Annotated in this window: 19 protein-coding genes; 15 read left to right on the top strand and 4 right to left on the bottom strand. The window is 60.4% G+C overall.

What is annotated here, in order from left to right; genetic code table 11:
* Nucleotides 1-29: 29 nt before the first annotated feature.
* Nucleotides 30-887 (bottom strand): phosphatase PAP2 family protein, encoded by an 858-nt coding sequence (locus QZ190_RS13195; protein ID WP_291917026.1) that lies wholly within the window; start codon nucleotides 885-887, stop codon nucleotides 30-32.
* Nucleotides 888-1075: 188 nt separating this feature from the next.
* Between QZ190_RS13195 and QZ190_RS13200 the strand changes: the two genes are divergently transcribed.
* The 14 genes from QZ190_RS13200 to QZ190_RS13265 all read left to right on the top strand — a co-directional run bounded on the left by QZ190_RS13200 (nucleotide 1076) and on the right by QZ190_RS13265 (nucleotide 16441).
* A complete protein-coding gene (locus QZ190_RS13200) occupies nucleotides 1076-2344 on the top strand; it encodes a lipoprotein-releasing ABC transporter permease subunit (RefSeq protein WP_291917028.1) in 1269 nt (422 codons plus the stop codon).
* On the top strand, nucleotides 2337-3128 hold the full coding sequence (lolD, locus tag QZ190_RS13205) for a lipoprotein-releasing ABC transporter ATP-binding protein LolD (RefSeq protein ID WP_291917030.1): 792 nt from the start codon (nucleotides 2337-2339) through the stop codon (nucleotides 3126-3128). Before QZ190_RS13200 ends, lolD begins: the two co-directional genes overlap by 8 nt.
* Before the next feature lie 9 nt (nucleotides 3129-3137).
* Complete coding sequence (locus QZ190_RS13210) at nucleotides 3138-3962, top strand: TatD family hydrolase (RefSeq protein ID WP_291917033.1); 825 nt, start codon at nucleotides 3138-3140, stop codon at nucleotides 3960-3962.
* Nucleotides 3959-4516 carry a DNA-deoxyinosine glycosylase gene (locus QZ190_RS13215; protein ID WP_291917035.1) on the top strand — a complete coding sequence of 186 codons (558 nt, stop codon included), beginning with the start codon at nucleotides 3959-3961 and terminating at the stop codon, nucleotides 4514-4516. Before QZ190_RS13210 ends, QZ190_RS13215 begins: the two co-directional genes overlap by 4 nt.
* The gene (locus tag QZ190_RS13220) at nucleotides 4513-5283 is read left to right on the top strand and encodes a spermidine synthase (protein ID WP_291917037.1); all 771 of its coding nucleotides are present in this window, start codon (nucleotides 4513-4515) and stop codon (nucleotides 5281-5283) included. Before QZ190_RS13215 ends, QZ190_RS13220 begins: the two co-directional genes overlap by 4 nt.
* A 149-nt stretch (nucleotides 5284-5432) precedes the next feature.
* The gene (locus tag QZ190_RS13225; RefSeq protein WP_291917039.1) at nucleotides 5433-5921 is read left to right on the top strand and encodes a tripartite tricarboxylate transporter TctB family protein; all 489 of its coding nucleotides are present in this window, start codon (nucleotides 5433-5435) and stop codon (nucleotides 5919-5921) included.
* Nucleotides 5922-5934: 13 nt separating this feature from the next.
* Entirely contained in the window at nucleotides 5935-7446 is a 1512-nt protein-coding gene (locus tag QZ190_RS13230; RefSeq protein WP_291917041.1) for a tripartite tricarboxylate transporter permease, read from the top strand.
* A 228-nt stretch (nucleotides 7447-7674) separates the two neighbouring features.
* Nucleotides 7675-8649 carry a tripartite tricarboxylate transporter substrate binding protein gene (locus QZ190_RS13235; protein ID WP_291917043.1) on the top strand — a complete coding sequence of 325 codons (975 nt, stop codon included), beginning with the start codon at nucleotides 7675-7677 and terminating at the stop codon, nucleotides 8647-8649.
* Between the two features lies 1 nt (nucleotide 8650).
* Nucleotides 8651-10273 carry a gamma-glutamyltransferase family protein gene (locus tag QZ190_RS13240; protein WP_291917045.1) on the top strand — a complete coding sequence of 541 codons (1623 nt, stop codon included), beginning with the start codon at nucleotides 8651-8653 and terminating at the stop codon, nucleotides 10271-10273.
* Nucleotides 10273-11178, top strand: coding sequence for a DMT family transporter (locus QZ190_RS13245; RefSeq protein ID WP_291917047.1), 906 nt, complete (start codon nucleotides 10273-10275; stop codon nucleotides 11176-11178). The genes QZ190_RS13240 and QZ190_RS13245 overlap by 1 nt, the downstream gene beginning before the upstream one ends.
* A gap of 42 nt (nucleotides 11179-11220) precedes the next feature.
* Nucleotides 11221-12021 (top strand): SDR family oxidoreductase, encoded by an 801-nt coding sequence (locus tag QZ190_RS13250; RefSeq protein WP_291917049.1) that lies wholly within the window; start codon nucleotides 11221-11223, stop codon nucleotides 12019-12021.
* Between the two features lie 507 nt (nucleotides 12022-12528).
* Nucleotides 12529-14598, top strand: coding sequence for a hypothetical protein (locus tag QZ190_RS13255; RefSeq protein WP_291917051.1), 2070 nt, complete (start codon nucleotides 12529-12531; stop codon nucleotides 14596-14598).
* Nucleotides 14595-15269: a hypothetical protein gene (locus tag QZ190_RS13260; RefSeq protein WP_291917053.1), complete on the top strand. Its 675-nt coding sequence runs from the start codon at nucleotides 14595-14597 to the stop codon at nucleotides 15267-15269. Before QZ190_RS13255 ends, QZ190_RS13260 begins: the two co-directional genes overlap by 4 nt.
* Nucleotides 15266-16441: a hypothetical protein gene (locus tag QZ190_RS13265; RefSeq protein ID WP_291917055.1), complete on the top strand. Its 1176-nt coding sequence runs from the start codon at nucleotides 15266-15268 to the stop codon at nucleotides 16439-16441. Before QZ190_RS13260 ends, QZ190_RS13265 begins: the two co-directional genes overlap by 4 nt.
* A gap of 9 nt (nucleotides 16442-16450) precedes the next feature.
* Here the strand turns inward: QZ190_RS13265 and QZ190_RS13270 are convergent, their stop codons facing one another.
* The gene (locus QZ190_RS13270) at nucleotides 16451-17791 is read right to left on the bottom strand and encodes an SAM-dependent methyltransferase (protein WP_291917057.1); all 1341 of its coding nucleotides are present in this window, start codon (nucleotides 17789-17791) and stop codon (nucleotides 16451-16453) included.
* A gap of 421 nt (nucleotides 17792-18212) precedes the next feature.
* On the bottom strand, nucleotides 18213-19112 hold the full coding sequence (locus QZ190_RS13275) for a DMT family transporter (RefSeq protein ID WP_291917059.1): 900 nt from the start codon (nucleotides 19110-19112) through the stop codon (nucleotides 18213-18215).
* Nucleotides 19113-19243: 131 nt separating this feature from the next.
* Here QZ190_RS13275 and QZ190_RS13280 point away from each other — a divergent pair, with 131 nt between their 5' ends.
* Entirely contained in the window at nucleotides 19244-20227 is a 984-nt protein-coding gene (locus QZ190_RS13280) for a quinone oxidoreductase (protein WP_291917061.1), read from the top strand.
* Nucleotides 20228-20389: 162 nt separating this feature from the next.
* Here QZ190_RS13280 and QZ190_RS13285 read toward each other — a convergent pair.
* Nucleotides 20390-21490: aminotransferase class V-fold PLP-dependent enzyme (locus QZ190_RS13285; protein ID WP_291917062.1), on the bottom strand; the 1101-nt coding region annotated here is incomplete at its 5' end.

Raw genomic sequence — 21490 nt, forward strand, 5'->3', positions numbered from 1 at the left:
AGGCCCCATGCAAGCTGGTTTTTACCGGTTCAGCGTTTCAAAGCAGCGGCTTCGGCAGCGCAGTCGGTGCGGTCGGACTTGAGGCCTTTGGCACGCGCGGCGGCGATCTCGGCTTTGGCCAGCTGCGCTTGGGCCTGGAACACCGGGTCGGCTTGCAGACGGGCCACAGCAGCAGCGCCCACCACACGTCCGGCTTCCAGGTCGCTTTGCCAGTGCACGCCGCAGACCATGCGGCTGTCGCCAAAGGCATGGCCGCGTTGCACCAAGGCGTTGGCCTTGTCGGGGGCCAGGCCCGCCAGGATCAGGCCCCAGGCCCAGCCCAAAGCGGCGTGGCCGGAGGGGTAAGCGCCGTCCTTGGACAGGTGCGCTTCTTCCTTGGGGGCGCAGGTGGTTTCACCCAGCTCGGCAAAGGGGCGCTTGCGGTTGTAATGGTCTTTGGCCCTGTAGGTGGCAAAGCCCGCGTCTACCAGGCTGCGGCGCAGCAGCATGTTCAGGTGGGGTGTGGCCTCTTGCGAGATCGGCATGTCCAGGGCGCACGAGAACACCCCGGCCGCTTCGGGAAACTTCAGGTTCACGTCCTTGAAGGCGTATTCCCAGCGCGGTGTGTTGCGCAGGGCGCGGGTTTGCTGGTGCTGCTGCAGATCGGCCGCCTGGCGGGCCGAGCCTAGGGCGGGCGGGGGTGGCACCAGGGCCAAACTGTCGGGCAGTTCCTTGCGGTCGATGTAGCCGTTCAGGTAGCCCGTGCCTTTGCGAAATTCGCCCACCACTTCGGGCGAGGTCGGGGGCGCGGCGGTCTGGACTGGGGCGGTTTGTACCGGGGCGGTTTGGCAGGCGCTGAGCAAGGCGGTAGCGGCCAGGGTGCTCAGTGTCCCAATGCGGGTGTTCATGGGGGAGTCTCCTTTTTGGGTCTGAAGCCCCATGCGGCATGAGGCTTTTGGATTTCAGACCCGGGCACGCTTTCAAAACGTCTCCGTTGCGACTTTTTAAGTGAAAACACCGGGTGGGCTGTGTGGGCACAGGCTTTGTGCCCGCGACCCGGGCGGTGGCCTTGAGCGATTCGTCACAATAGCGGCCTATGTCTTTTTTCAAAAACATCCCCTACGAGCTGGTGCTGGGTTGGCGCTACACGCGTGCAGGCCGCGCCACCCGGCGAAACGGCTTCATTTCCTTCATTTCGGGGGTGTCCATGATGGGCATTGGCCTGGGGGTGGCCGCGCTCATCATCGTGCTGAGCGTGATGAACGGCTTCCAAAAAGAGGTGCGTGACCGCATGCTGGGTGTGGTCTCGCACATCGAGGTCTATGCCGCCGATGGCGCGGCCGTGGCCGATTTGCCCGCCTTGCTGGCCCGCCTGAAGGCCCACCCGCAGGTGCTGGGCGCGGCCCCCTTCATCACCGCGCAGGCTTTGCTGGCGCGGGGCGAGGACATGAAGGGCGTGCTGGTGCGCGGCATCGACCCGGCGCTGGAGCCCGAAGTCAGCGATTTGTCGAACGACACCCAAGCCGGGGTGCTGCAGCGCCTGCGGCCGGGCGAGTTCAATTTGGTGCTGGGCCGCGATCTGGCCAGCAACCTGTATCTCCAAAGCGGTGACCCGGTGACCCTGGTGTCACCGTCTGGCCAGGTCACGCCCGCAGGTGTGGTGCCGCGCATGAAGCAAATGGGCGTGGTGGGCACTTTCTCGTCGGGCCACTACGAATACGACTCGGCGCTGGCGATGATGCACGTCGAGGACGCGGCCCGCATGTTCCGGCTGGAAGGCCCCAGCGGCGTGCGCTTGAAGCTGCACGACCTGCACCAGGCGCGTGAGGTGGCCCGCGACCTTCAGCTCGAATTGGGGCCGCAGTTTTTTGTGCGCGACTGGACGCAGCAAAACAAAACCTGGTTCGCTGCCGTGCAGGTCGAAAAAACCATGATGTTCATCATCCTCACGCTCATCGTGGCGGTGGCGGCTTTCAATTTGGTCAGCACGCTGGTGATGACGGTGACCGACAAGCGTGCCGACATCGCGATCTTGCGCACGCTGGGGGCCAGCCCGCGCAGCATCATGGGCATTTTTGTGGTGCAGGGCGCGACGGTGGGCGTGATCGGCACGATGAGCGGCTTGGTGTTTGGGCTGCTGGTGGCCTTCAACATCGATGTGATCGTGCCCGCGCTGGAGAGTCTTTTCAACGCGAGCTTTTTGCCGCGTGACATTTACCTGATCAGCCGCATGCCCAGCGAGCCCCTGGCCAGCGACATCCTGCCTGTGGCCATCATTTCTTTGGTCTTGGCTTTTGTGGCCACGCTTTACCCCAGCTGGCGTGCCAGCCAGGTCAACCCGGCGGAGGCGCTGCGCTATGAATAACATTTCCCTGCCCGCAATTCCGGACACTTTGGGTGCATTGAACGCGGTGCCGTTGGTGCCTCAGAAACCGGACCCTACCCCCGTGTCCTCAAGCACTGTACGCGGCGATGTTGTGCTGAAAGCAGATGGCCTGACCAAGCGTTTCACCGAAGGGCGCTTGGACGTGACGGTGTTGCAAGGCGTGGATTTGGCCGTGCACGCGGGCGAGACACTCGCCATCGTGGGTGCTTCAGGCTCGGGCAAGAGCACCTTGCTGCATTTGCTGGGCGGCCTCGATGCGCCAACGCAAGGCTCGGTGCAACTCAAGGGCCAGTTGCTCTCGGCCCTGAGCGCGGCCGAGCAAGGCCAGTGGCGCAACCGCTACCTCGGTTTTGTGTACCAGTTCCACCATTTGCTGCCCGAGTTCAGCGCCTTGGACAACGTGGCCATGCCGCTGTGGATTCGCCGCCAAGACCGCGCCGAAGCCGCTGCCGTGGCCACGGGTTGGTTGCAGCGCGTGGGCTTGGGCGAGCGCCTGCACCACCGCCCCTCGGAATTGTCGGGTGGCGAGCGCCAGCGTGTGGCCCTGGCCCGCGCCTTGGTCAACGACCCGGCCTGCGTGCTGGCCGACGAGCCCACGGGCAACCTGGACCGCGAAACCGCCGACGGCGTGTTTGCGCTCATGCTTCAGTTGGCCCGCGAGCGCGGCACCGCCTTTGTGGTGGTCACGCACGACCAGGCCTTGGCCGCGCGTTGCGATCGGCAATTGCATTTGGTCAAGGGCGTGTTGCAAGCGCCGGTTTGAATTTTTCGAATGTGGATCGACACGCACTGCCACCTGGACGCGGCCGAGTTTGATGCCGACCGGGATGCGGTGCGCGAGGCCGCCCGCCAAGTGGGCGTGACGCGCTGCGTGATCCCGGCGGTGCACGCGGGCCACTGGCCCGAAGTGGCCCAATTGGCAGAGCGGCATGGCGACGCCTATGCCTTGGGCATCCACCCTTTGTATGTCCCGCAAGCGCAAGAAGCTGATCTGCTGGCGCTGGACCAAGCCTTGCACGAGCGCGCAGGCGACCCGCGCCTGGTGGCCGTGGGCGAAATCGGGCTGGACTTTTTTGTGCCCGAGCTGTGCACGCCGGACATGCGCGAGCGGCAATGGTTTTTTTACACCGCGCAACTGAAGCTGGCCCAAAAGCATGGCCTGCCCGTCATCCTGCATGTGCGGCGCTCGGCCGACCTCTTGCTCAAAGGCTTGCGCCAGTGCCGCATCACCTCAGGCATTGCGCACGCCTTCAACGGCAGCAGCCAACAGGCCCAGGCCTTTGTGGACATGGGCTTTGCGCTGGGCTTTGGCGGCACATTGACCTATGAGCGCTCATTGCAATTGCGCCGCCTGGCCTGCGAGCTGCCCCTGAGCGCCTTGGTGCTGGAGACCGACGCGCCCGACATCCCGCCGCAGTGGCTCTACCAAACGGCTGAGCAGCGGGCGCTGGGTGCAGCGCAGGGGCGCAACAGCCCTGCCGAGTTGCCGCGCATCGCGCAGGTGCTGGCCGGGTTGCGGGGTATGCCGCTGGTCGATCTGGCGGCAGCTAGCACCCGTAACGCACAACGGGTTTTGCCCAAACTGGCGGCCGCATGACCCGGCCTGTCTTGACTGAGCCTTGGGCCGAGTCCTTGACCATTCCCCGTTTGCAGGGTTTGCCGCCTTTGGTGGGGCCGGGCACCCGCGTGCTGGTGCTGGGCAGTTTCCCCAGCGTCAAGTCTTTGCAGTTGCAGCAGTATTACGCGCACCCGCAAAACCATTTTTGGCGCATTGTGCAGGCCCTGTGGCCCGATGCGCCCTGGCCTGACGACCAGAACTACACCCGCCGCTGCGCGTGCTTGCTGGCCCAGGGTGTGGGGGTGTGGGATGTGTATGCCGAGTGTGAGCGTGAGGGCAGCCTGGACAGCGCCATCCGCCATGCCCAGTTGAACGACTTTCCGGCCTTGTTGCAGCGCTGTCCGCACTTGAGCGCCATCGCCCACAACGGCGGCGAGAGTTTCCGCCATGCCAAAGCGGTCGAAAAATCACTGGCACAAGCCGGATTGGCCGGGCAAGTCACGGTCCATCGCCTACCATCGACCAGTCCCGCGAATGCGTCCTGGACCTTTGAACAAAAACTCACCGCCTGGCGGGCGGTGCTGACCCCATGACCCGAAAAAAACCCTCTGCCTCCAGCCTCGAATTGCCCGAAGTCAAGTTCTCCGAAGACGGTGAGATCCGTTACCTGCATCTGGGCACCGAGTGGATTCAGGGCTCCATGTTTCTGGACCGGCCCTTTGACATCGAGCTGGAATATGTGCAGCGCATGTTTGCTTGGTTGCTGTTTTTGCCGCCGGTCGAAGTCAAGGGCGCACACGCCATGCAGCTCGGGCTGGGCGCAGGCACCATCACCAAGTTTTGCCATAAAAAACTCAAGATGACCTGCACCGCCGTGGAGCTGAACCCCGGTGTGCTGCACGCCTGCCGAGGCTGGTTTCGTTTGCCGCCCGATGATGAGCGCTTGCGCGTGGTGTTGGCCGATGCGTCGCTGGAAATCCAGAAGGACGAATGGCGCGGCACCGTGGATGCGCTGCAGGTCGATTTGTACGACGAAGAGGCCGCCGCCCCGGTGCTCGACACGCCCGACTTTTACCGCCATTGCCGCGAGTTGCTGACCCAGCAAGGCTGCATGACGGTGAACCTGTTTGGGCGCTCGTCGAGCTACGCCGAGAGTGTGGAGAAAATTTGTGCGGCCTTTGGCGAAGACGCGGTCTGGGCCTTCAAGCCCACGCGAGAGGGCAACGCCATTGTGCTGGCGCAACGCACCGCCAGCCGCCCATCGCGCGATGCGCTGCTGCAAATGGCCAGCGCCATCGAGGACAAGTGGGGCCTGCCTGCAACGAAATGGCTCAAGGTTTTCAAGCCCCTGACCAAATGAGTGCACACGCAAAAAAAGGCGCACCAGACCGGGGTGTGCATCAGGGTTAACCATGGGTTCGTCACCCCGGGGACATAGGTGTAACCCACATCCATCAAGTCGTCAGTTTCACGCAAAATAAGCCCAACTCAAAACAGAGGAGATATCGCGTGAACATCAAGAGTCAAAAAGACTTTTTCTCAGGATTGTTTTATTTGGTGGCGGGGGGGGCCTTTGCATTTGGCGCCACCAACTACAACGTGGGCACGGGTGCTCGAATGGGGCCGGGCTACTTCCCGCTCTTGCTCGGCATCTTGTTGGCCATCATTGGTGCATTTGTCATGTTCAAGGCCCTCACCGTGGAAACCCAAGACGGTGAAAAAATTGGCAAGTGGGCCTGGAAGCCTTTGTTCTTCATCATCACCGGCAACTTGTTGTTTGGCATCTTGCTCGGGGGCTTGCCCAGCATGGGCGTTCCGGCCATGGGTTTGATCGTGGCGATTTTTGGCACGACCTTGGTCGTCAGCCTGGCGGGAGACACATACAAACTCAAGGAAGTTTTGATTCTCTCCATCATCCTGTCCATTGGCAGTTACGGTGCATTCGTGAAGCTGTTGAATTTGCAGTTCCCCGTCTGGCCCACATTCATCACGGGTTGAGGAGAAATAATTCATGGAACTGTTTGACAACCTCGCCCTCGGTTTTGGGGTGGCTTTCACCTTTCAAAACCTGATTTACGCGTTCATCGGCTGTTTGCTCGGCACTTTGATTGGTGTCTTGCCCGGCGTGGGCCCTGTGGCCACCATTGCCATGCTCTTGCCCGCCACCTACGCGCTGCCCCCTGTGGCTGCGCTGATCATGTTGGCCGGTATTTATTACGGCGCTCAATATGGTGGCTCGACCACCGCGATTTTGGTGAACCTGCCCGGCGAAGCCTCGTCGGTGGTGACCATGATCGACGGCTACCAGATGGCCCGCAAAGGCCGCGCAGGCCCTGCTTTGGCAGCGGCTGGTTTGGGCTCGTTTTTTGCCGGTTGCGTGGGCACCTTGGTGTTGGCAGCTTTTGCGGTCCCCCTGACTGAAGTGGCTTTCAAGTTCGGTCCGGCCGAATATTTCTCGCTGATGGTGTTGGGCCTGATTGGCGCTGTGGTGCTGGCTTCTGGCTCCCTCATCAAGGCCGTGGGCATGATCGTGTTGGGTTTGTTGATGGGCCTGATCGGCACCGACGTGAACTCGGGTGTGGCCCGTTTCAGCTTCGACATCCCTGAGTTGACCGACGGCGTGGGTTTCATCGTGATCGCCATGGGCGTGTTCGGTTATGGCGAGATCATCTCCAACCTGTCCAAGCCCGAAGAAGACCGCGAAGTCTTCACGGCCAAAGTGACGGGCCTGATGCCCACTGCCGAAGACTTCAAGAACATGGTGCCTGCTGTGCTGCGCGGTACGGCTTTGGGTTCTGCTTTGGGCATCTTGCCAGGCGGCGGTGCACTGTTGGCGGCTTTTGCCACTTACACCATCGAGAAGAAAACCAAGCTCAAGCCCGGTGAAGTGCCGTTTGGCCAAGGCAACATCCGCGGTGTGGCTGCGCCCGAGTCGGCCAACAATGCCGCTTCGCAGACATCCTTCATTCCTTTGCTGACTTTGGGCATTCCGCCCAACGCCGTGATGGCTTTGATGGTGGGCGCGATGACCATCCACAACATCCAGCCCGGCCCTCAGGTCATGACCAGCAACCCCGAGTTGTTCTGGGGCCTGATCGCCTCGATGTGGATTGGCAATGCCATGCTGATCATCTTGAACTTGCCGCTGATCGGCATCTGGATCAAGTTGCTGTCGGTGCCTTACCGCTGGTTGTTCCCGGCCATTGTGTTGTTCTGCGCGATTGGCGTTTATTCGACCAACAACAACACCTGGGACATCTGGATGGTGGCCATGTTCGGTGTGGTGGGCTACACCTTCATCAAACTCGGCATGGAGCCTGCACCATTGCTGCTGGGCTTCATCCTGGGTCCGATGATGGAAGAAAACCTGCGCCGCGCCATGCTCTTGTCGCGTGGTGACTGGAGCGTGTTTGTCACGCGCCCCTTGTCGGCCAGTTTGCTGGCCATGGCTTTGCTGCTTTTGATCATTGTGGCTTTGCCCTCTATCAAGTCCAAACGCCAAGAGGCTTTTGTCGAAGAGTGACGCGCCTCTCGGTTTGATGGGGCCTGAGTGCCCCCTGCAACGGCCTCTTTGGAGGCCGTTGTCTTTTGGGGCCGCAGTTTTCAGGGTCGTGATTTTTGGGCCCTTGTCCTTGGGTTCGACACGCCGATACAGACCGTGGTCTTGTCACTTGGGCGCTGCACTGGCGCAAGGCCTCTGACACAATCGTTTTTTTGAATTTGCGCTTGACTCGGGTAGAGGACCTTCACCATGAAAAAACGACATCTCCTGCGTGGCCTGTGTGCCGCCACCTTGGCCGTGGCCAGCTTGGGCCTGGCCCAGGCGCAGAGCTACCCCAGCAAAGCCGTGCGCCTGATCGTGCCGTTCCCGGCGGGTGGCGCGACCGATTTGTTTGCCCGCACCTTGTCGCAAAAAATCAGCGAAAAACTGGGTCAGCCGCTGGTGGTCGAAAACCGCCCCGGCGCTGGTGGCACCTTGGGCTCTGACTTGGCAGCCAAGGCCACGCCAGACGGCTACACCTTGCTGCTGTCGACCTCCAGCACGCACTCGATTGGCCCCAATCTGAATCCGCGCATGCCTTACGACGCGGTGCGCGACTTCACGCCCATTGCCCATTTGGGCAACGCACCCAGCATCATGCTGGTGCCCAACAACTCGCCCGCCAAAACCGTTAAGGAATGGGTCGAGTACGCCAAAAAGAATCCCGGCCGCCTGAACTACGCATCAAGTGGCAACGGCACCATCGTGCAGTTGTCGGCCGAGCTGTTCAAGGCCCAGGCCGATGTGTTTGTGGTGCACATCCCCTACAAGGGCACGGCGCTGGCCATCCCCGACCTGATTTCGGGCAAAGTGGACGTGCTGTTTGACAGCTTGCCCACCGGCATGCCGCATGTGCGCGACGGCCGCTTGCGTGCCCTGGGCGTGACCACCCTCAAGCCCACAGCGCTCGCACCGGGCATCCCAGCCATCGCCGATGTCTTGCCCGGCTATGAGTCCAACACCTGGTTTGGTTTCTTTGGCCCCAAAAACCTGCCCGCCGAGGTGGTCAGCCGCATCAACACGGCGGCCAACCAGGTGCTCAAAGACCCTGAAGTGATGGACAAACTCTTGCGCTTTGGCATTGAACCTGTTGGCGGCACCCCCGCCCAGTTCACCACCACACTGGCCAGTGAATCGGCCAAGTGGAAAAAGATCATCACCGAACGCAAGATCACCCTGGAATGACATGAACTTCGACTACCAATTCCCCTACACCAGCACCCGCTTGCCGCTGTTTGCGCGCAATGTGGTCTCCACCTCGCACCCGCTGGCCGCGCAAGCGGGCCTGCGCATGATGCTCAAGGGCGGCAACGCGGTGGATGCCGCCATTGCGGCCGCTGCCGTCATCACCCTGACCGAGCCCGTGAGCTGCGGTTTGGGATCGGACGCTTTCGCCATCCTTTGGGACGGCAAGGAGCTGCATGGCCTCAACTCGTCAGGCCCCGCGCCTGCCACCTGGACGCCCGAGTACTTTCACCGCAAATACGGCGCTGAAGCCAAAACACCGCCCAAGCGCGGCTTTGACTCGGTCACCGTGCCCGGTGCCGTGGCCGGTTGGGTGGCGCTGAGCGACCGTTTTGGCAAGCTGCCCTTTGCCGACTTGATGGAGCCCGCCATCGAGGTGGCCGAGCGCGGTTATTTAATTCCCGTGGTGGTGCAGCAAAAGTGGGCCGCGGCCACACCCGAGCTGCAGTCGCAGCCCGGCTTTGCGCAAAGCTTTTTGCCCTGGGGCCGTGCGCCACAAGTGGGCGAGTTGTTCCAGTTCAAAAACGCGGCGCGGGGCCTCAGAGCCATTGCAGCCACCAAAGGCCAAGCGCTGTATGGCGGCGAAATCGCCGAAGCCATTGAAAAGTTTGCCAAGGACAACGGCGGCAGCATCACCGCCAAAGACCTGGCCGACTTCAAGCCCGAGTGGGTCAAGCCTATGGCGCAAGACTACCGGGGCTACACCCTGCACGAGATCCCACCCAACGGCCAAGGCATCGCCGCGCTGATCGCGCTGGGCATCCTGTCCAACTTCGACATGGCCAGCCACAAGGTGGACAGCGCCGACTCGCAGCACCTGCAGATCGAAGCGATGAAACTCGCCTTTGCCGATACCTACCGCTACGTGGCTGACCCGCGCTTCATGGAGCTGCCGCCAGAGCAAATGCTGGACCCGGCCTACTTGGCCAGCCGCGCCAAGCTGATCGACATGAAGAAGGCGCAAGACTTCAAGGCCGGCAACCCGGTCAAGGGCGGCACGATTTACCTCACGGCCGCCGACGAAAACGGCATGATGATCAGTTTCATCCAAAGCAACTACATGGGCTTTGGCTCGGGTGTGGTGGAGCCGACTTACGGCATCAGTTTGCAAAACCGGGGCCATGGATTCAGCACCGACCTGCAGGGCCAAAACCCTGCCAACCTGGTGTTGCCGGGCAAACGGCCTTTCCAGACCATCATCCCGGCTTTTGTCACCAAAGACGGCCAGCCGGTCATGAGCTACGGCGTGATGGGCGGCAACATGCAGCCCCAGGGCCACATGCAAACCCTGGTGCGCATGCTGGACTACGGCCAGAACCCGCAAGCGGCGTGTGACGCACCGCGCTGGCGCTTCAACACGGGCCTGAACATCAACGTCGAAGCCGCGATGAACGGCGCCACGGTGCAAGAGCTGATTGCACGCGGCCACCAACTCGACATCATCAGCGACTCTTACCAGGACTTTGGTGCCGGCCAATTCATTTGGCGCATGGGCGACCCGGCCGTGCAGGGCTACCAAGCCGCCAGTGACCCGCGCCGCGACGGTCAGGCCGTGGGCTTTTGATGGTGCTCAGCCCCACGCCACACCTGACCACGGGTTTGTTGCTGGCGGCCGCCGGGTCCATGGCCTTCAGTGGCAAGGCCATCATTGTCAAGCTGGCGTACCGGCACGGCGTGGACGCGGTCACCCTGGTCATGTGGCGCATGCTGCTGGCTCTGCCTTTGTTTGTGCTCATGGCCTGGTGGGCCGGGCGGGGCAAAGCGTCGCTCACCCGGCAAGACTGGCTGGGCGTGCTGGGTCTCGGTTTTTGTGGTTACTACCTGTCGAGTTTTCTGGACTTTTGGGGCCTGGAGTTCATCAGCGCGTCTTTGGAGCGCCTGATCCTTTACCTCAACCCCACGCTGGTGCTTTTGCTCGGCTGGTTCCTGTTCAAAAAACGCATCACCCAACGCCAGGGTGTGGCCATGGCCATCAGCTACTCGGGCGTGTTGCTGGTGTTCGGCCACGAGGTGGGCTTGGCCGGGCCACATGCGGCTTGGGGGGCTTTGCTGGTGTTTTTGAGCGCGGCCAGTTACGCCGTGTACATGACTTACAGCGGGCAGCTGGTGCAGCGCCTGGGCTCTCTGCGCCTGGCGGGCCTGGCCACCTCGGTGGCCTGCGCATTTTGTTTGCTGCAGTTTGTGCTGCTCAGGCCCCTGGCCACCGCCTGGGTGCCCGAGCCCGTGTTGTGGCTGTCGCTGCTCAACGCGACGGCTTGCACCGTGCTGCCCGTGCTCTTGGTCATGATGGCCATCGAGCGCATTGGGCCAGGCCTCACATCGCAAACGGGCATGATCGGCCCCATGTTCACCCTGCTCATGGGCGTGTGGATTTTGGACGAGCCGTTCAACATGTGGATCATCGCCGGGACCGTGCTGGTCTTGAGCGGTGTGTTTTGGGTCACGCGGCCAGCGGGTCGCAAACCGTGATGCGGCCAATGGGCCACATCGCATCAACTTCAGGAGATTGACATGGACTTGGGCATTGCAGGCAAATGGGCTTTGGTAGGTGGCGCAAGCAAAGGCTTGGGCTGGGGTTGCGCACGGGCCTTGGCCCTGGAAGGCGTGAACGTGGTCATGGTGGCACGCGGCGCCGAGGTGCTGAACAAAGCCGTGGACGACTTGCGCGTCGAAACAGGTGGCAAGGTTCAGCTGATTGGCGTTGCGGTGGACATCACCACCGAAGCCGGTCGCGAAGCCATCTGGAACGTGGCGGGCGGCCCCGGCAAGGACTACGACATCGTGGTCACCAACGCGGGTGGCCCACCGCCCGGGGATTTTCGCGACTGGGACCGCGAGGCCTGGCTCAAGGCCATCGACGGCAATATGCTCACCCCCATCGAACTCATCAAAGCCACCGTGGACCGCATGGCCGCACGCGGCTTTGGCCGCATCGTCAATATCACCAGCAGCGCCGTCAAAGCGCCCATCGACGTGCTGGGCCTGTCCAACGGCGCACGCAGCGGCTTGACAGGCTTTGTGGCCGGTGCTTCGCGCAGCGCCATCGCGGCCAAAGGTGTGACCATCAACAACCTGCTGCCCGGTAAATTCGACACCGACCGCATCCGCTCGACCTTGCCCGCCATGGCGCAAAAGCAAGGCAAAACGGTGGAAGAGCTGCGCGTGATCCAGCAAGCCCAAATCCCGGCCGGGCGCTACGGCAACCCGCAGGAGTTCGGCGCGATCTGCGCCTTCTTGTGCAGCCAGCACGCGGCTTACATGACGGGTCAGAACGTGCTGGCCGATGGCGGGTCTTACGCCGGGACGTATTGATACCGTTCAGTGGACTGCTTTGAAGTGCTGCCATCGCTGACAGGCGATGGCAGCAGCTTTATCGCCGGGTTGCAGGGTCACGAAGAGTTGAGTTAGTGGGTCGAGGGGCCTATTTAGGCTGGGAGCAGTCAATCCTCCTCAATGTCTGAGAGGCGGCTTCATCTTCCGCCGCTCGCGTATCCGTTGCACGAGCGACCACAGCCACATAAGTGCAGCGTCAATACCGTGGTTGCGGGCGCTTTCGTTTCGAATGCTCGTGGCGCGAGACGCATGATATGAGTACGGAAAAAGCCAAAATATTTCAACCAAAAGTATGCTGTATATTTATCCTTAAGCGAATCAATGCAATAAAAATTCGTCTTCAAAATTTAGGGTGGCACGTTTTGTTGTTCCGTCCAGACCTATCGCCTCGACGATGCTCTGTGCGCGCTTCGGATCTTTGCCGGTACTCGACCTTGATCGGCGGCCTATTGCTCGCCGCCCACTGTTTGTTCCCGAGAGGCGTAAATGGTTAACTTCCCGGTCTTCGAGCGCGTGCGCGTTACGGAATATGGGCTCTATGTCGGTACGGCCGACAAGCCAGGCCTCGACCATCATTTCGTCGATGGTGTCAACGTTATTGTCGGCATCAACGGCCTCGGCAAGACTACGCTGCTCAACATACTGCTGCGCTCATTGTCTGGAGCCTCAGACGTGCCGGGCGACGACGCCCTGGGTGATAAGAAGCGCCGCCTAATACCAGTGGAGCGAAACTGGTTTCGCAAGAGGGTTCCCGATGATGCAGTTAACGCGAAGGTGACGATCTGGTTCAATCTCGGTGAGCGGCATTTTGAAGTCACGCGCTCGCTGGCCAACCTAGATGTCTTGGAGCTGTGGGTGGATCAGCAACAAGTTCCTCACCGGCGAGCCGCTGAGCTGGAAGCCGTGTACCGCGACGTGGTTCAAGCAGCCGCTGGACTGTCGTCGTTCGATGATTTCGTATTCCTGCTGCGCTATGTCATCTTCTACTTGGAAGATCGCCGTAGCTTGGTCTGGGACCCGGCCGCGCAGGGGGACATCTTGGGCATCCTCTTCGGTGCTATGGGAGCGCGCACGCACTACGTCGAGCTCTTCAACGACCTCCTCAGCAAAGACAGCGAGTACCGAAACATGCACGCGGTGGTGCACGGACGCAAGCGAAAGCTCGACAAGCAGAACAGCACGATTGAGGGCGGTCAGATCGAAATGTTGGTTAAGACGCTCGACGAGCGTCGTAGTCAGCTGAAGGGTCTCGCTGCGCGGAAGAACGAACTGAGTCGGGATCGCGACGAGCTACGCGAGCAGATGGAGAACCGCCGGCAAGAGATTCACGAGAAACGTTCATCGTTGGCGGTCCAGCTCAACTCTTTCTACGAATCGTTCTTCCCATCACTGGAAGGCCCGGCTCGATACCTTTTGGCGCACTTCGAGGCGGGTGTAGGATGCCTGGTCTGCGGCAATAAGGGCAAGGAGGTGACGCAGCGCGTCGCCACAAAGCTCATGATGAGCAGCTGCCCGGTATGTGACAGTCTGCTGGAGGACGCTCACAGCCCCATAACGGATCCCTTTGCTGGCGAAGACATCGAAGCACAGCGCCTGGAGATTGCAGCAGCCGAGTTTGATCTCGCCGCTATGGCAGCGCCGCTGCAGTCGGTGGAGGAAGATTATTCGACAATGTCAGCGGAGCTCGTTTCGGTAACCGGCATCATCGTCGATCTCGAGCTTCAGCTCAAGAAACTTGGGCAGACCATCCCTGCTGTGATGGCCCAAAGGGACGAACTCCAACAACAAATGCTGAGCTTCGAAGCAGTGCTCAACCAGCTGGACGTCGAGCGAGTCGAGTTGGCCAAGAAGTTCGGAGAGTTGGCTGAAGTCATTCATCAGGAAGTTCAGGCAGTATCTTCGAAAATCGAGCAAACCTTCGCGAGATACATCAGCGGATTCTTAGCCGAGCAATGCGAGATCAAGTATTCGCCACGCTATCGGCAACTAGGGCAGCGGGCCAATACTGAGCAGTTTCCATTTCCTCATTTCATCCCAGCGCTCACTTCAGGTGTTCATCGCGGTGGCGCGACTGTGCGCGAGGCAGGGCAATCGGTCTCGGAGTCACAGAAGGAGTTCATCGACCTCGCCTTTAGGATGGCCTTGCTGGCATTGGCTGCGCCCGGTGCTCCGACCATGCTGATTCTGGAGACGCCGGAGGCCAGCCTCGATTCGGTCTTCGTGCCGCGCGCTGCTGACCTTCTCCGTAGATTTGCCACCAAGACTGGCGCTGCCCACGGTACGCGACTGATCGCCTCATCCAACGTCAACCGCGAGGAAATGATCCCAGCGCTCTTTGGTGCCTATCCGGACAAGCAGTTTTACGGCCAAGTAGTTGACGAGCAAGTGAGCGAGATGCCGGAGACGATCCCTCCCGAAGCTCGCGAATCCCATGTTCTGGATTTGATCAAGATTGCGGCACCCACCCGCGCGTTAGATAGGTTTCGCGCTGCCTATGAGGAGGAACGAGATTTGGCGATCTATCCTGAACGCCGTGCTGGCTCGGAGGCGCTATGAGTCAGCACGACCTCAAGCAAGGCGAATCCGACCGGAATTCGGTGAGCCTGGAAAGCGCTGGTATGTGGAAGGCTTGGGTGGTGTTGTGCATTTCCGAATCCCAACGCATGGGACTCACACCAGTGTCCACGGCACAGTTGCACGTCATCCTGTATTTGGCCAATACGTTGGCCGATTTTTATGGCGTCACGCGAGTCCGCGGTCGTGTGCTGAAGCGTGGGGCGTATCCGTTCTTTCCTGACGTTCAGCGTGAGGTCGACCGTCTGGCATTTGCTGGCGTGCTCAAGATAGAGCATGTGGAATTTGGTGTAAAAGGGCACCTCGCTGCGCACTACGCTTTGGGCGAGCGCGGCGCGCAGATCAGCCAGGCCATCGGCGCTCATTTGATGGAAGCACAAAGAACCGCTCAGCTGCTTTGCGAACTTGTTTGCGCCTGTTTTGGCCGGTTTCTATATGAGCGCGCTGACATCGGCGCGATCGATGCAAACTACGGTGATGCCCTTATCCTCGATGGCGAGGTAGTGGATTTTTCCGAATGGAGTTCTGACAATAAGAACATGGGCTTGGCACGCCTGCTCCTCGATAAACTTCGCGCTTTACGCCCAGACGCCCAGCGGGACGGAGTGAGGTTGTATTGCGACTACTTGGACAAGGCATTGGCCCCAGCATGAACGCAAGCTCCATCACTGTCCCCGGCTTAGGGGGCGCGAACCAGCAAGCAGTTGCTGCTGTCGTTAGCAACGGCGCAGCCGTCGTGTCTGTCGCCGATGTGGGCACAAAGGAGTCGTTCCTGGATGCCTGGACGCGTAGACTTGTAGATCATGCACGAATACTTCGGACTAAAGGTGAGGCGCTCGCGCATCCTGTCGTGCTGATCTATGTACCTGATTGGGCCAGGGTCGGCAAGGAACTTGGCTGGGTGCGTCGCCCTATGCTCGGATCCCGTGTCGCCGATGCGCTGTCTGGAACATTGGGTGTCGGCGCCTTGAATGCCGGCGCGTTCACGAGGCCGCAGCAGATAGTGGACGTCAATGATGTGGAGCAGACTATCGCGCAGGCTGGCTTAGGCAGCTGCCTCACGATTGCCCTGATGAGCACGACAGAGCTCTGGATCTGGATGCAAGGGCTAGACGCGGAAACGCAGCCATCTCAGAAACTGCTGGACGATGCACCGGCAGCCTTGAACCTCAATACGCTCGATGACAAGCTCAGTGAATTTTATGAGAAGGTGGCGCGACAAACCGTGACATGGTGGAAGGATGCGAAAGAGCGCGTCACGGTTAGCCCTCCAGAGGCGATCGTGCAGAACGATCTGTGGTTGTACCTATTGGGCGCGTACGCTGACCGTGCAAAAGTGAAGCAGGAAATAAAAATCGGTAATGGGCGCGCGGACCTAATATTTACTCCGGATCACAATTCAGACAGTAGCGCGGTGTTCGAGCTGAAAGTAACGCGCGACTGCCATACGCCTCAGCCTGGCACCTCGACTCCCACCAAGATCGGACTGCGCGATAACGTCAAATGGGCTGTGTCGGGCGTTCAGCAGACTCACGCCTATCGAGAACAAGAAAAGCTCGATGGAGCTTTTCTGTGTGTTTACGACTTCTGCGCAGGCAATCGCCAGGAAATCGAGAAAGCCGTGCAGGACGCCGCAATTCAACTCAACGTCATAGGGCGCAGGTACTGGATCACAGCTTCGAACGAAGAGCATCGGAAGGAACGCTTCCCGCTGCTCGCACCGAGTACAAGCGCAGCTCCTGCAGCAAGCGGCCAAGTGACAGTCACCGCATCGCCGAGCTCAATCGCACAGCCAACTACTCCGCCCTTGTCAAAAAGGCCTTGACGATTGGGACTAAAGGCTAAGCTCGACGATGCTTTCGGCAAGCTGGTAGCTGCCACCTTGCTGTGCGCTTGCGCGCATCTGGCGAACCTCCTTTGTAGCCACGCGACCAAAACCCATACTTCGAGCCAGCTCGGCTAGCACGATGGCGACCTCGATGCGTGTATTTGCGTAGCGAGAGTCGCCTACAACTATCATGACGCGGCCGTCATTTGCAAGCAGCCGCTTGGATTGTTCAAGCACTAGTTCCAAATCTCGGAAGTACGCGCCAACCATTTCCGGTATGTTCTTGTCCCACAATGAGTGACGCTGTTCATCTAGGGCTTTCAATGTGCGCGACAGAGTACTGGATTTGCCGATGGGGCCTTCGTAGCCACGCCTGATTTGCACATGTGACCGCAATGTCTCGTTGCGCAGGCGGGTGTTGTCGGCAGCGCAGCCGAAGTAACCCAGGACCCAAAGCTCCACGTTGTAGATATCTGTGTAGTCGAAAGAATTTGGATACGGCGGAGAGAAGACGATCAGGTCGGCGGGCTCCTGAACCTGCTGCAGCGCCGCTCGTGAATCTCCATTGACCACTGTGACCCGTGATCGCGGACGCCCCTCGAAACGCAGCACGTCTTCGAACGACGTGTTGAATTGGCGGCCGAAGTATTCATCAAGTTTTGCAATCGTGGGCTGCTTGAGCTTCCATGCACTTCGATAGCGACGGCCTTTGCCGTTCACATAGACGTTGCTGCAGTCCACCAGCACAGCGCCGAGTACCACGCGAAAGAAGCGTTGTACGTCGGCATCCTGGATGGACTCAATGCAACTCAGGTACTGCGCTAGACGCCCTGCAACGTCGCGCGGGAAGATCCAGCGATCCTTCTCATTTGATTCGATGAACGTCGGTGGCCAATGCTCCAGACTGGTGAAGTCTGTGGGTGTGTTGAGCAGCTGCGCATGGAAGTCAGCTGCGGCCGAGCGCAACTTCTCTGCGGTCAGCGGGCTCACCTTGGCCTTGATGACATCCGCCAGGAACGGATTGACTTCCACCGTGGTTGCATCGATCGAGAGCAGCTGTGATGTGATGGCGCTGGTGCCTGACCCTCCAAAAGGGTCGATGACGTGTTGAGGGCGATACCCGAGCGATCCTATGGCCGCGGCGACGAACTCCGGTGAGAACGCTTCTTTGAAACGGAACCAGCGTTGGAATGCCGTTTCATGCCCATGCAGATATGTCGTGAGGGCGGCGCCAGTTGCGATTGGACGGCCACGTTTTTCGGAGCCCGACCTTGTGTCGAACCAATCGGGAGCCGTCGTGAAATGATCACGCAGCGTTTGAAGATAGCGCTCGGGTGGGTTTCGCATAGTTGATCTGAATTGTGGCAGACCGTGTCACTTGGAGGCCCCAGCGCAACTGGCTGCTGCGTGAAGGAACCTGAGTTGCCCCGGTTTTGCGCGTAGGCCTATTGGTTTAAGTCAGACGGTCGCGGTCATACCAGCTCGTTTTTGGTGATAGGTAGCCCAGAACTCGACCGCCGACTTCCTAGAATATCCCATAGTAAGCTATAAGTCCTCTCTAATGGCTGCAGATCCCCTCGATCCGGGCATTACTGCCCAGCGATCGAACGGGTCAATGACCGGTAGGAGGACACTAAGGGGCATTTGTTTGGAGAGGATGAAGGTCCGTAATCGCTGCAAAGCAGTCTTTCGTCAAATCACTGCCCATGCTCGAAGCAAAAAATCGATGTTTGAAATTTTGGGTTCGGCTGGGTCAAAACCGCTCGTCTTATTTCCTGGACGACACCCAAATCCCGCCAATGATGAGCGCAAACGCCAGCCCGTGGAACATCTGGGGCAACTCGCCTAAAAAGGCGGCTGAGAAGATGGCCGCAAACAGCGGTGTGAGGTTGGCAAAAAAGCCCGCCACCGCAGGGCCTGCCTGCTGAATGCCCAGCCCCCAACAGCGGTAGGCCAGCACGGCCGGACCCACCGCCACAAAGGCCAGCGCACTGACGAGCGGCCAGCCCCAAGTGATCTGCGCATCGGTCAGGCCCCATTCCATGCCTGCAAACAGGCCTGACCAAGCCAGGCCAAACACCACTTGCGCCAGCAAAAAGGCGGCCCAGTCGTTGCGGATGGCTTCGGGCTCGTCTTTGCGACTGAGCAGCCAGCTGTACCAGGACCAGCAGGCCGTCGCCAGCAAAATGAAAAAGTCACCGATCACCAAGCGCACCGCCATGAGTTGCGCCCAGTCGCCTCGCGACAAGACCACCAGCACGCCCAGAATGGACAGCACTGCGCCGTAGATTTGGGCGCGGCGAACCGGGGCCTGAAAAAACAGCGCCCCGATGGCCAGCATCCACACAGGACCACTGGCGGCCACCAGGGTTACGTTCAGCGGGGTGGAGGTTTGCAGGGCCAAGTATTGCAGCGCGTTGTAGCAGCCCACGCCCAACAAACTGAGCAGCGCAAAACGCCGCCAGTGCTGCCACAGACCGCTGCTGCGTCGCAGCACCCAAGAGGCCAAAGGCAGCAAGATGAACAAGGCCACAGCCCAGCGCAGAAAATTGAGCGTGACGGGTGGCACCAAATCGTTGACCAGGCGGCCCACCACCGCGTTGCCTGCCCACAGCAAAGGCGGGACCGTCAGCAGCAAGGCGGTCAGGGGCGAGAGTTTTTGTGACATGCGGCACTGTATCGGCATTCGGGTTTTCCCGCTGTCGCCAAACTGTCCGCCAACTGCCCCTGATTTGGGCTGGGGCTCACGTTTCATGGCAAAGTGTCCGGTCTCAAACCACATTCCAACAGGAGAACACCATGAGCCTTGCAGTCCAGATCGACCAGAACGGCGGTCCCGAAGTCATGAAATTGGTCGATGTCACGGTGGGCGAGCCCGGCCCTGGCGAGATCCGCATCCGCCACAAAGCCATTGGCCTGAACTTCATCGACGTGTACCAGCGCGGTGGTTTGTACCCGCTGCCCATGCCCCTGAAATTGGGCATGGAAGGCTCGGGCGTGGTCGAAGCCGTGGGCGAGGGCGTGACGCACCTGAAAGTGGGCGACCGCGCAGCCTATGCCAGCCAGCCGCCCGGCAGCTACTGCGAAGTGCGCGTGATGCCCGCCAAGTGCGTGTGCAAGTTGCCCGATGCGATCTCGTTCGAAACAGGCGCGGCCATGATGCTCAAGGGCCTGACAGCGCAGTATTTGCTCAAGCGCACGCTGCCCCAGGGTGGCCTGAAAGCCGGTGACTTTGTGCTGTTCCATGCCGCAGCCGGTGGTGTGGGCCTGATCGCCTGCCAGTGGGCCAAGGCTTTGGGCCTGCGCCTGATCGGCACGGCTGGCAGCGACGCCAAGTGCGCACTGGCTTTGGCCAACGGCGCGGAGTTCTGCATCAATTACTCCACCGAAGACTTCCAGGCCAAGGTCAAGGAAATCACCGGCGGCAAAGGTGTGAAAGTGGTGTACGACTCGGTGGGCAAAGACACTTGGGACAAGTCGCTCGACTGCTTGGCCCCCTTCGGTTTGATGGCCAGCTTTGGCAATGCCTCAGGCCCTGTGGCCCCGTTTGCGCCGGGCATCCTCGGCCCTAAGGGCTCGATCTATGTGACGCGCCAGACCTTGTTCAGCCACATCACCACCCTCGAAAACACCCAAGAGATGGCCGATGATTTGTTCGAGGCGGTGACCAGCGGCAAAGTCAAGATCCACATCGACCAGACTTTCCCGCTGGCGCAAATTCAGGACGCCCACATCGCCCTGGAAGCCCGCAAGACCACGGGTTGCACCATCATCACTTTGTAACGGAAAGTCCGAAGGCTGAGGCCGTGGGAGCCCACCCCTGTGGGCGATGGTTTTTAAGGGCGTGTGCCACGCCCATCGCCCACGGGGTGGGCTCCTACAAACACCCTCTTGATTTTGTGCCATCGCCCATGGGCTGGGCGTCTGCATGAAAAACTTCAGACTTCAGGCTGCCAGCTTGGCCTTGGGCGCGATGGTCTCCAGCGCTTCGCGCAAGATCTGCAAAGTGCGCGGCACCTGGTGCCATTTGTCCAGGCCAAACAAACCCATGCGGAAGGTGCGGAAGTCGGCGGGTTCGTCGCACTGCAAGGGCACACCCGCAGCGGTTTGCAGGCCCAGCGCCAGGAACTTCTTGCTGCTCTGGATGTCCGGGTCGGTGGTGTAACTCACCACCACGCCGGGCGCTTCAAAACCGGGTGCCGCCACGCTGGGGAAGCCGTGCTCCTGAAGTAAGGAGCGCACTTGTCGACCCAGTGCCATTTGTTCTTCACGCACCTTGGCAAAGCCATAGGCTTCGGTTTCCAGCATGGCTTCTTGCAGGCGCAGCAGCGCATCGGTGGGCAAGGTCGTGTGGTACATGTGGCCACCGCCTTCGTAGGTCTCCATCACTTGCAGCCACTTTTTCAGGTCCATGGCAAAGGTCGTGCTGGTCGTGCCGTCAATCGCCTGGCGGGCGCGTTCGCTCAGCATGACCATGGCGCAGCAAGGCGAGCTGCTCCAGCCTTTTTGTGGCGCGCTGATCAACACATCCACGCCCGTGGCTTTCATGTCCACCCACATGGCACCCGAGGCGATGCAGTCCAGCACCAGCAAGCCACCCACGGCATGCACCGCGTCGGCCACGGCTTTCAGGTAGCCGTCGGGCAGCATCATGCCGGCAGCGGTCTCCACATGTGGGGCGAACACCAAAGCGGGTTTTTCTGCGGCAATGGCGGCAGTCACCTCGGCAATCGGGGCGGGTGCCCAGGCCGCTTGTGAGCCGTCTGCGATGCGTCGGGCCTTGAGCACGCTGTGGCTCTTGGGGATATGGCCCATGTCAAAAATTTGCGTCCAGCGGTAGCTGAACCAGCCGTTGCGAATGACCATCACATGCTGGTTGGTGGCGAACTGGCGCGCCACCGACTCCATGCCAAAGGTGCCGCTGCCCGGTACCAAGGCGACCGAGTGGGCTCCATAGACTGTTTTGAGCATGCGCGAGATGTCGGTCATCACCCCGCCAAAGCGCTTGGACATGTGGTTCAAGGCGCGGTCGGTGTAGACCACCGA

The sequence above is a fragment of the Limnohabitans sp. genome, assembly GCF_017848645.1.
Taxonomy (GTDB): domain Bacteria; phylum Pseudomonadota; class Gammaproteobacteria; order Burkholderiales; family Burkholderiaceae_C; genus Limnohabitans_A.

Coding starts and splice junctions, on each gene's coding strand:
- QZ190_RS13195 (WP_291917026.1), bottom strand. CDS start 887: ATGAACACCCGCATTGGGACACTGAGCACCCTGGCCGCTACCGCCTTG.
- QZ190_RS13200 (WP_291917028.1), top strand. CDS start 1,076: ATGTCTTTTTTCAAAAACATCCCCTACGAGCTGGTGCTGGGTTGGCGC.
- lolD (WP_291917030.1), top strand. CDS start 2,337: ATGAATAACATTTCCCTGCCCGCAATTCCGGACACTTTGGGTGCATTG.
- QZ190_RS13210 (WP_291917033.1), top strand. CDS start 3,138: ATGTGGATCGACACGCACTGCCACCTGGACGCGGCCGAGTTTGATGCC.
- QZ190_RS13215 (WP_291917035.1), top strand. CDS start 3,959: ATGACCCGGCCTGTCTTGACTGAGCCTTGGGCCGAGTCCTTGACCATT.
- QZ190_RS13220 (WP_291917037.1), top strand. CDS start 4,513: ATGACCCGAAAAAAACCCTCTGCCTCCAGCCTCGAATTGCCCGAAGTC.
- QZ190_RS13230 (WP_291917041.1), top strand. CDS start 5,935: ATGGAACTGTTTGACAACCTCGCCCTCGGTTTTGGGGTGGCTTTCACC.
- QZ190_RS13235 (WP_291917043.1), top strand. CDS start 7,675: ATGAAAAAACGACATCTCCTGCGTGGCCTGTGTGCCGCCACCTTGGCC.
- QZ190_RS13240 (WP_291917045.1), top strand. CDS start 8,651: ATGAACTTCGACTACCAATTCCCCTACACCAGCACCCGCTTGCCGCTG.
- QZ190_RS13245 (WP_291917047.1), top strand. CDS start 10,273: ATGGTGCTCAGCCCCACGCCACACCTGACCACGGGTTTGTTGCTGGCG.
- QZ190_RS13250 (WP_291917049.1), top strand. CDS start 11,221: ATGGACTTGGGCATTGCAGGCAAATGGGCTTTGGTAGGTGGCGCAAGC.
- QZ190_RS13255 (WP_291917051.1), top strand. CDS start 12,529: ATGGTTAACTTCCCGGTCTTCGAGCGCGTGCGCGTTACGGAATATGGG.
- QZ190_RS13260 (WP_291917053.1), top strand. CDS start 14,595: ATGAGTCAGCACGACCTCAAGCAAGGCGAATCCGACCGGAATTCGGTG.
- QZ190_RS13265 (WP_291917055.1), top strand. CDS start 15,266: ATGAACGCAAGCTCCATCACTGTCCCCGGCTTAGGGGGCGCGAACCAG.
- QZ190_RS13270 (WP_291917057.1), bottom strand. CDS start 17,791: ATGCGAAACCCACCCGAGCGCTATCTTCAAACGCTGCGTGATCATTTC.
- QZ190_RS13275 (WP_291917059.1), bottom strand. CDS start 19,112: ATGTCACAAAAACTCTCGCCCCTGACCGCCTTGCTGCTGACGGTCCCG.
- QZ190_RS13280 (WP_291917061.1), top strand. CDS start 19,244: ATGAGCCTTGCAGTCCAGATCGACCAGAACGGCGGTCCCGAAGTCATG.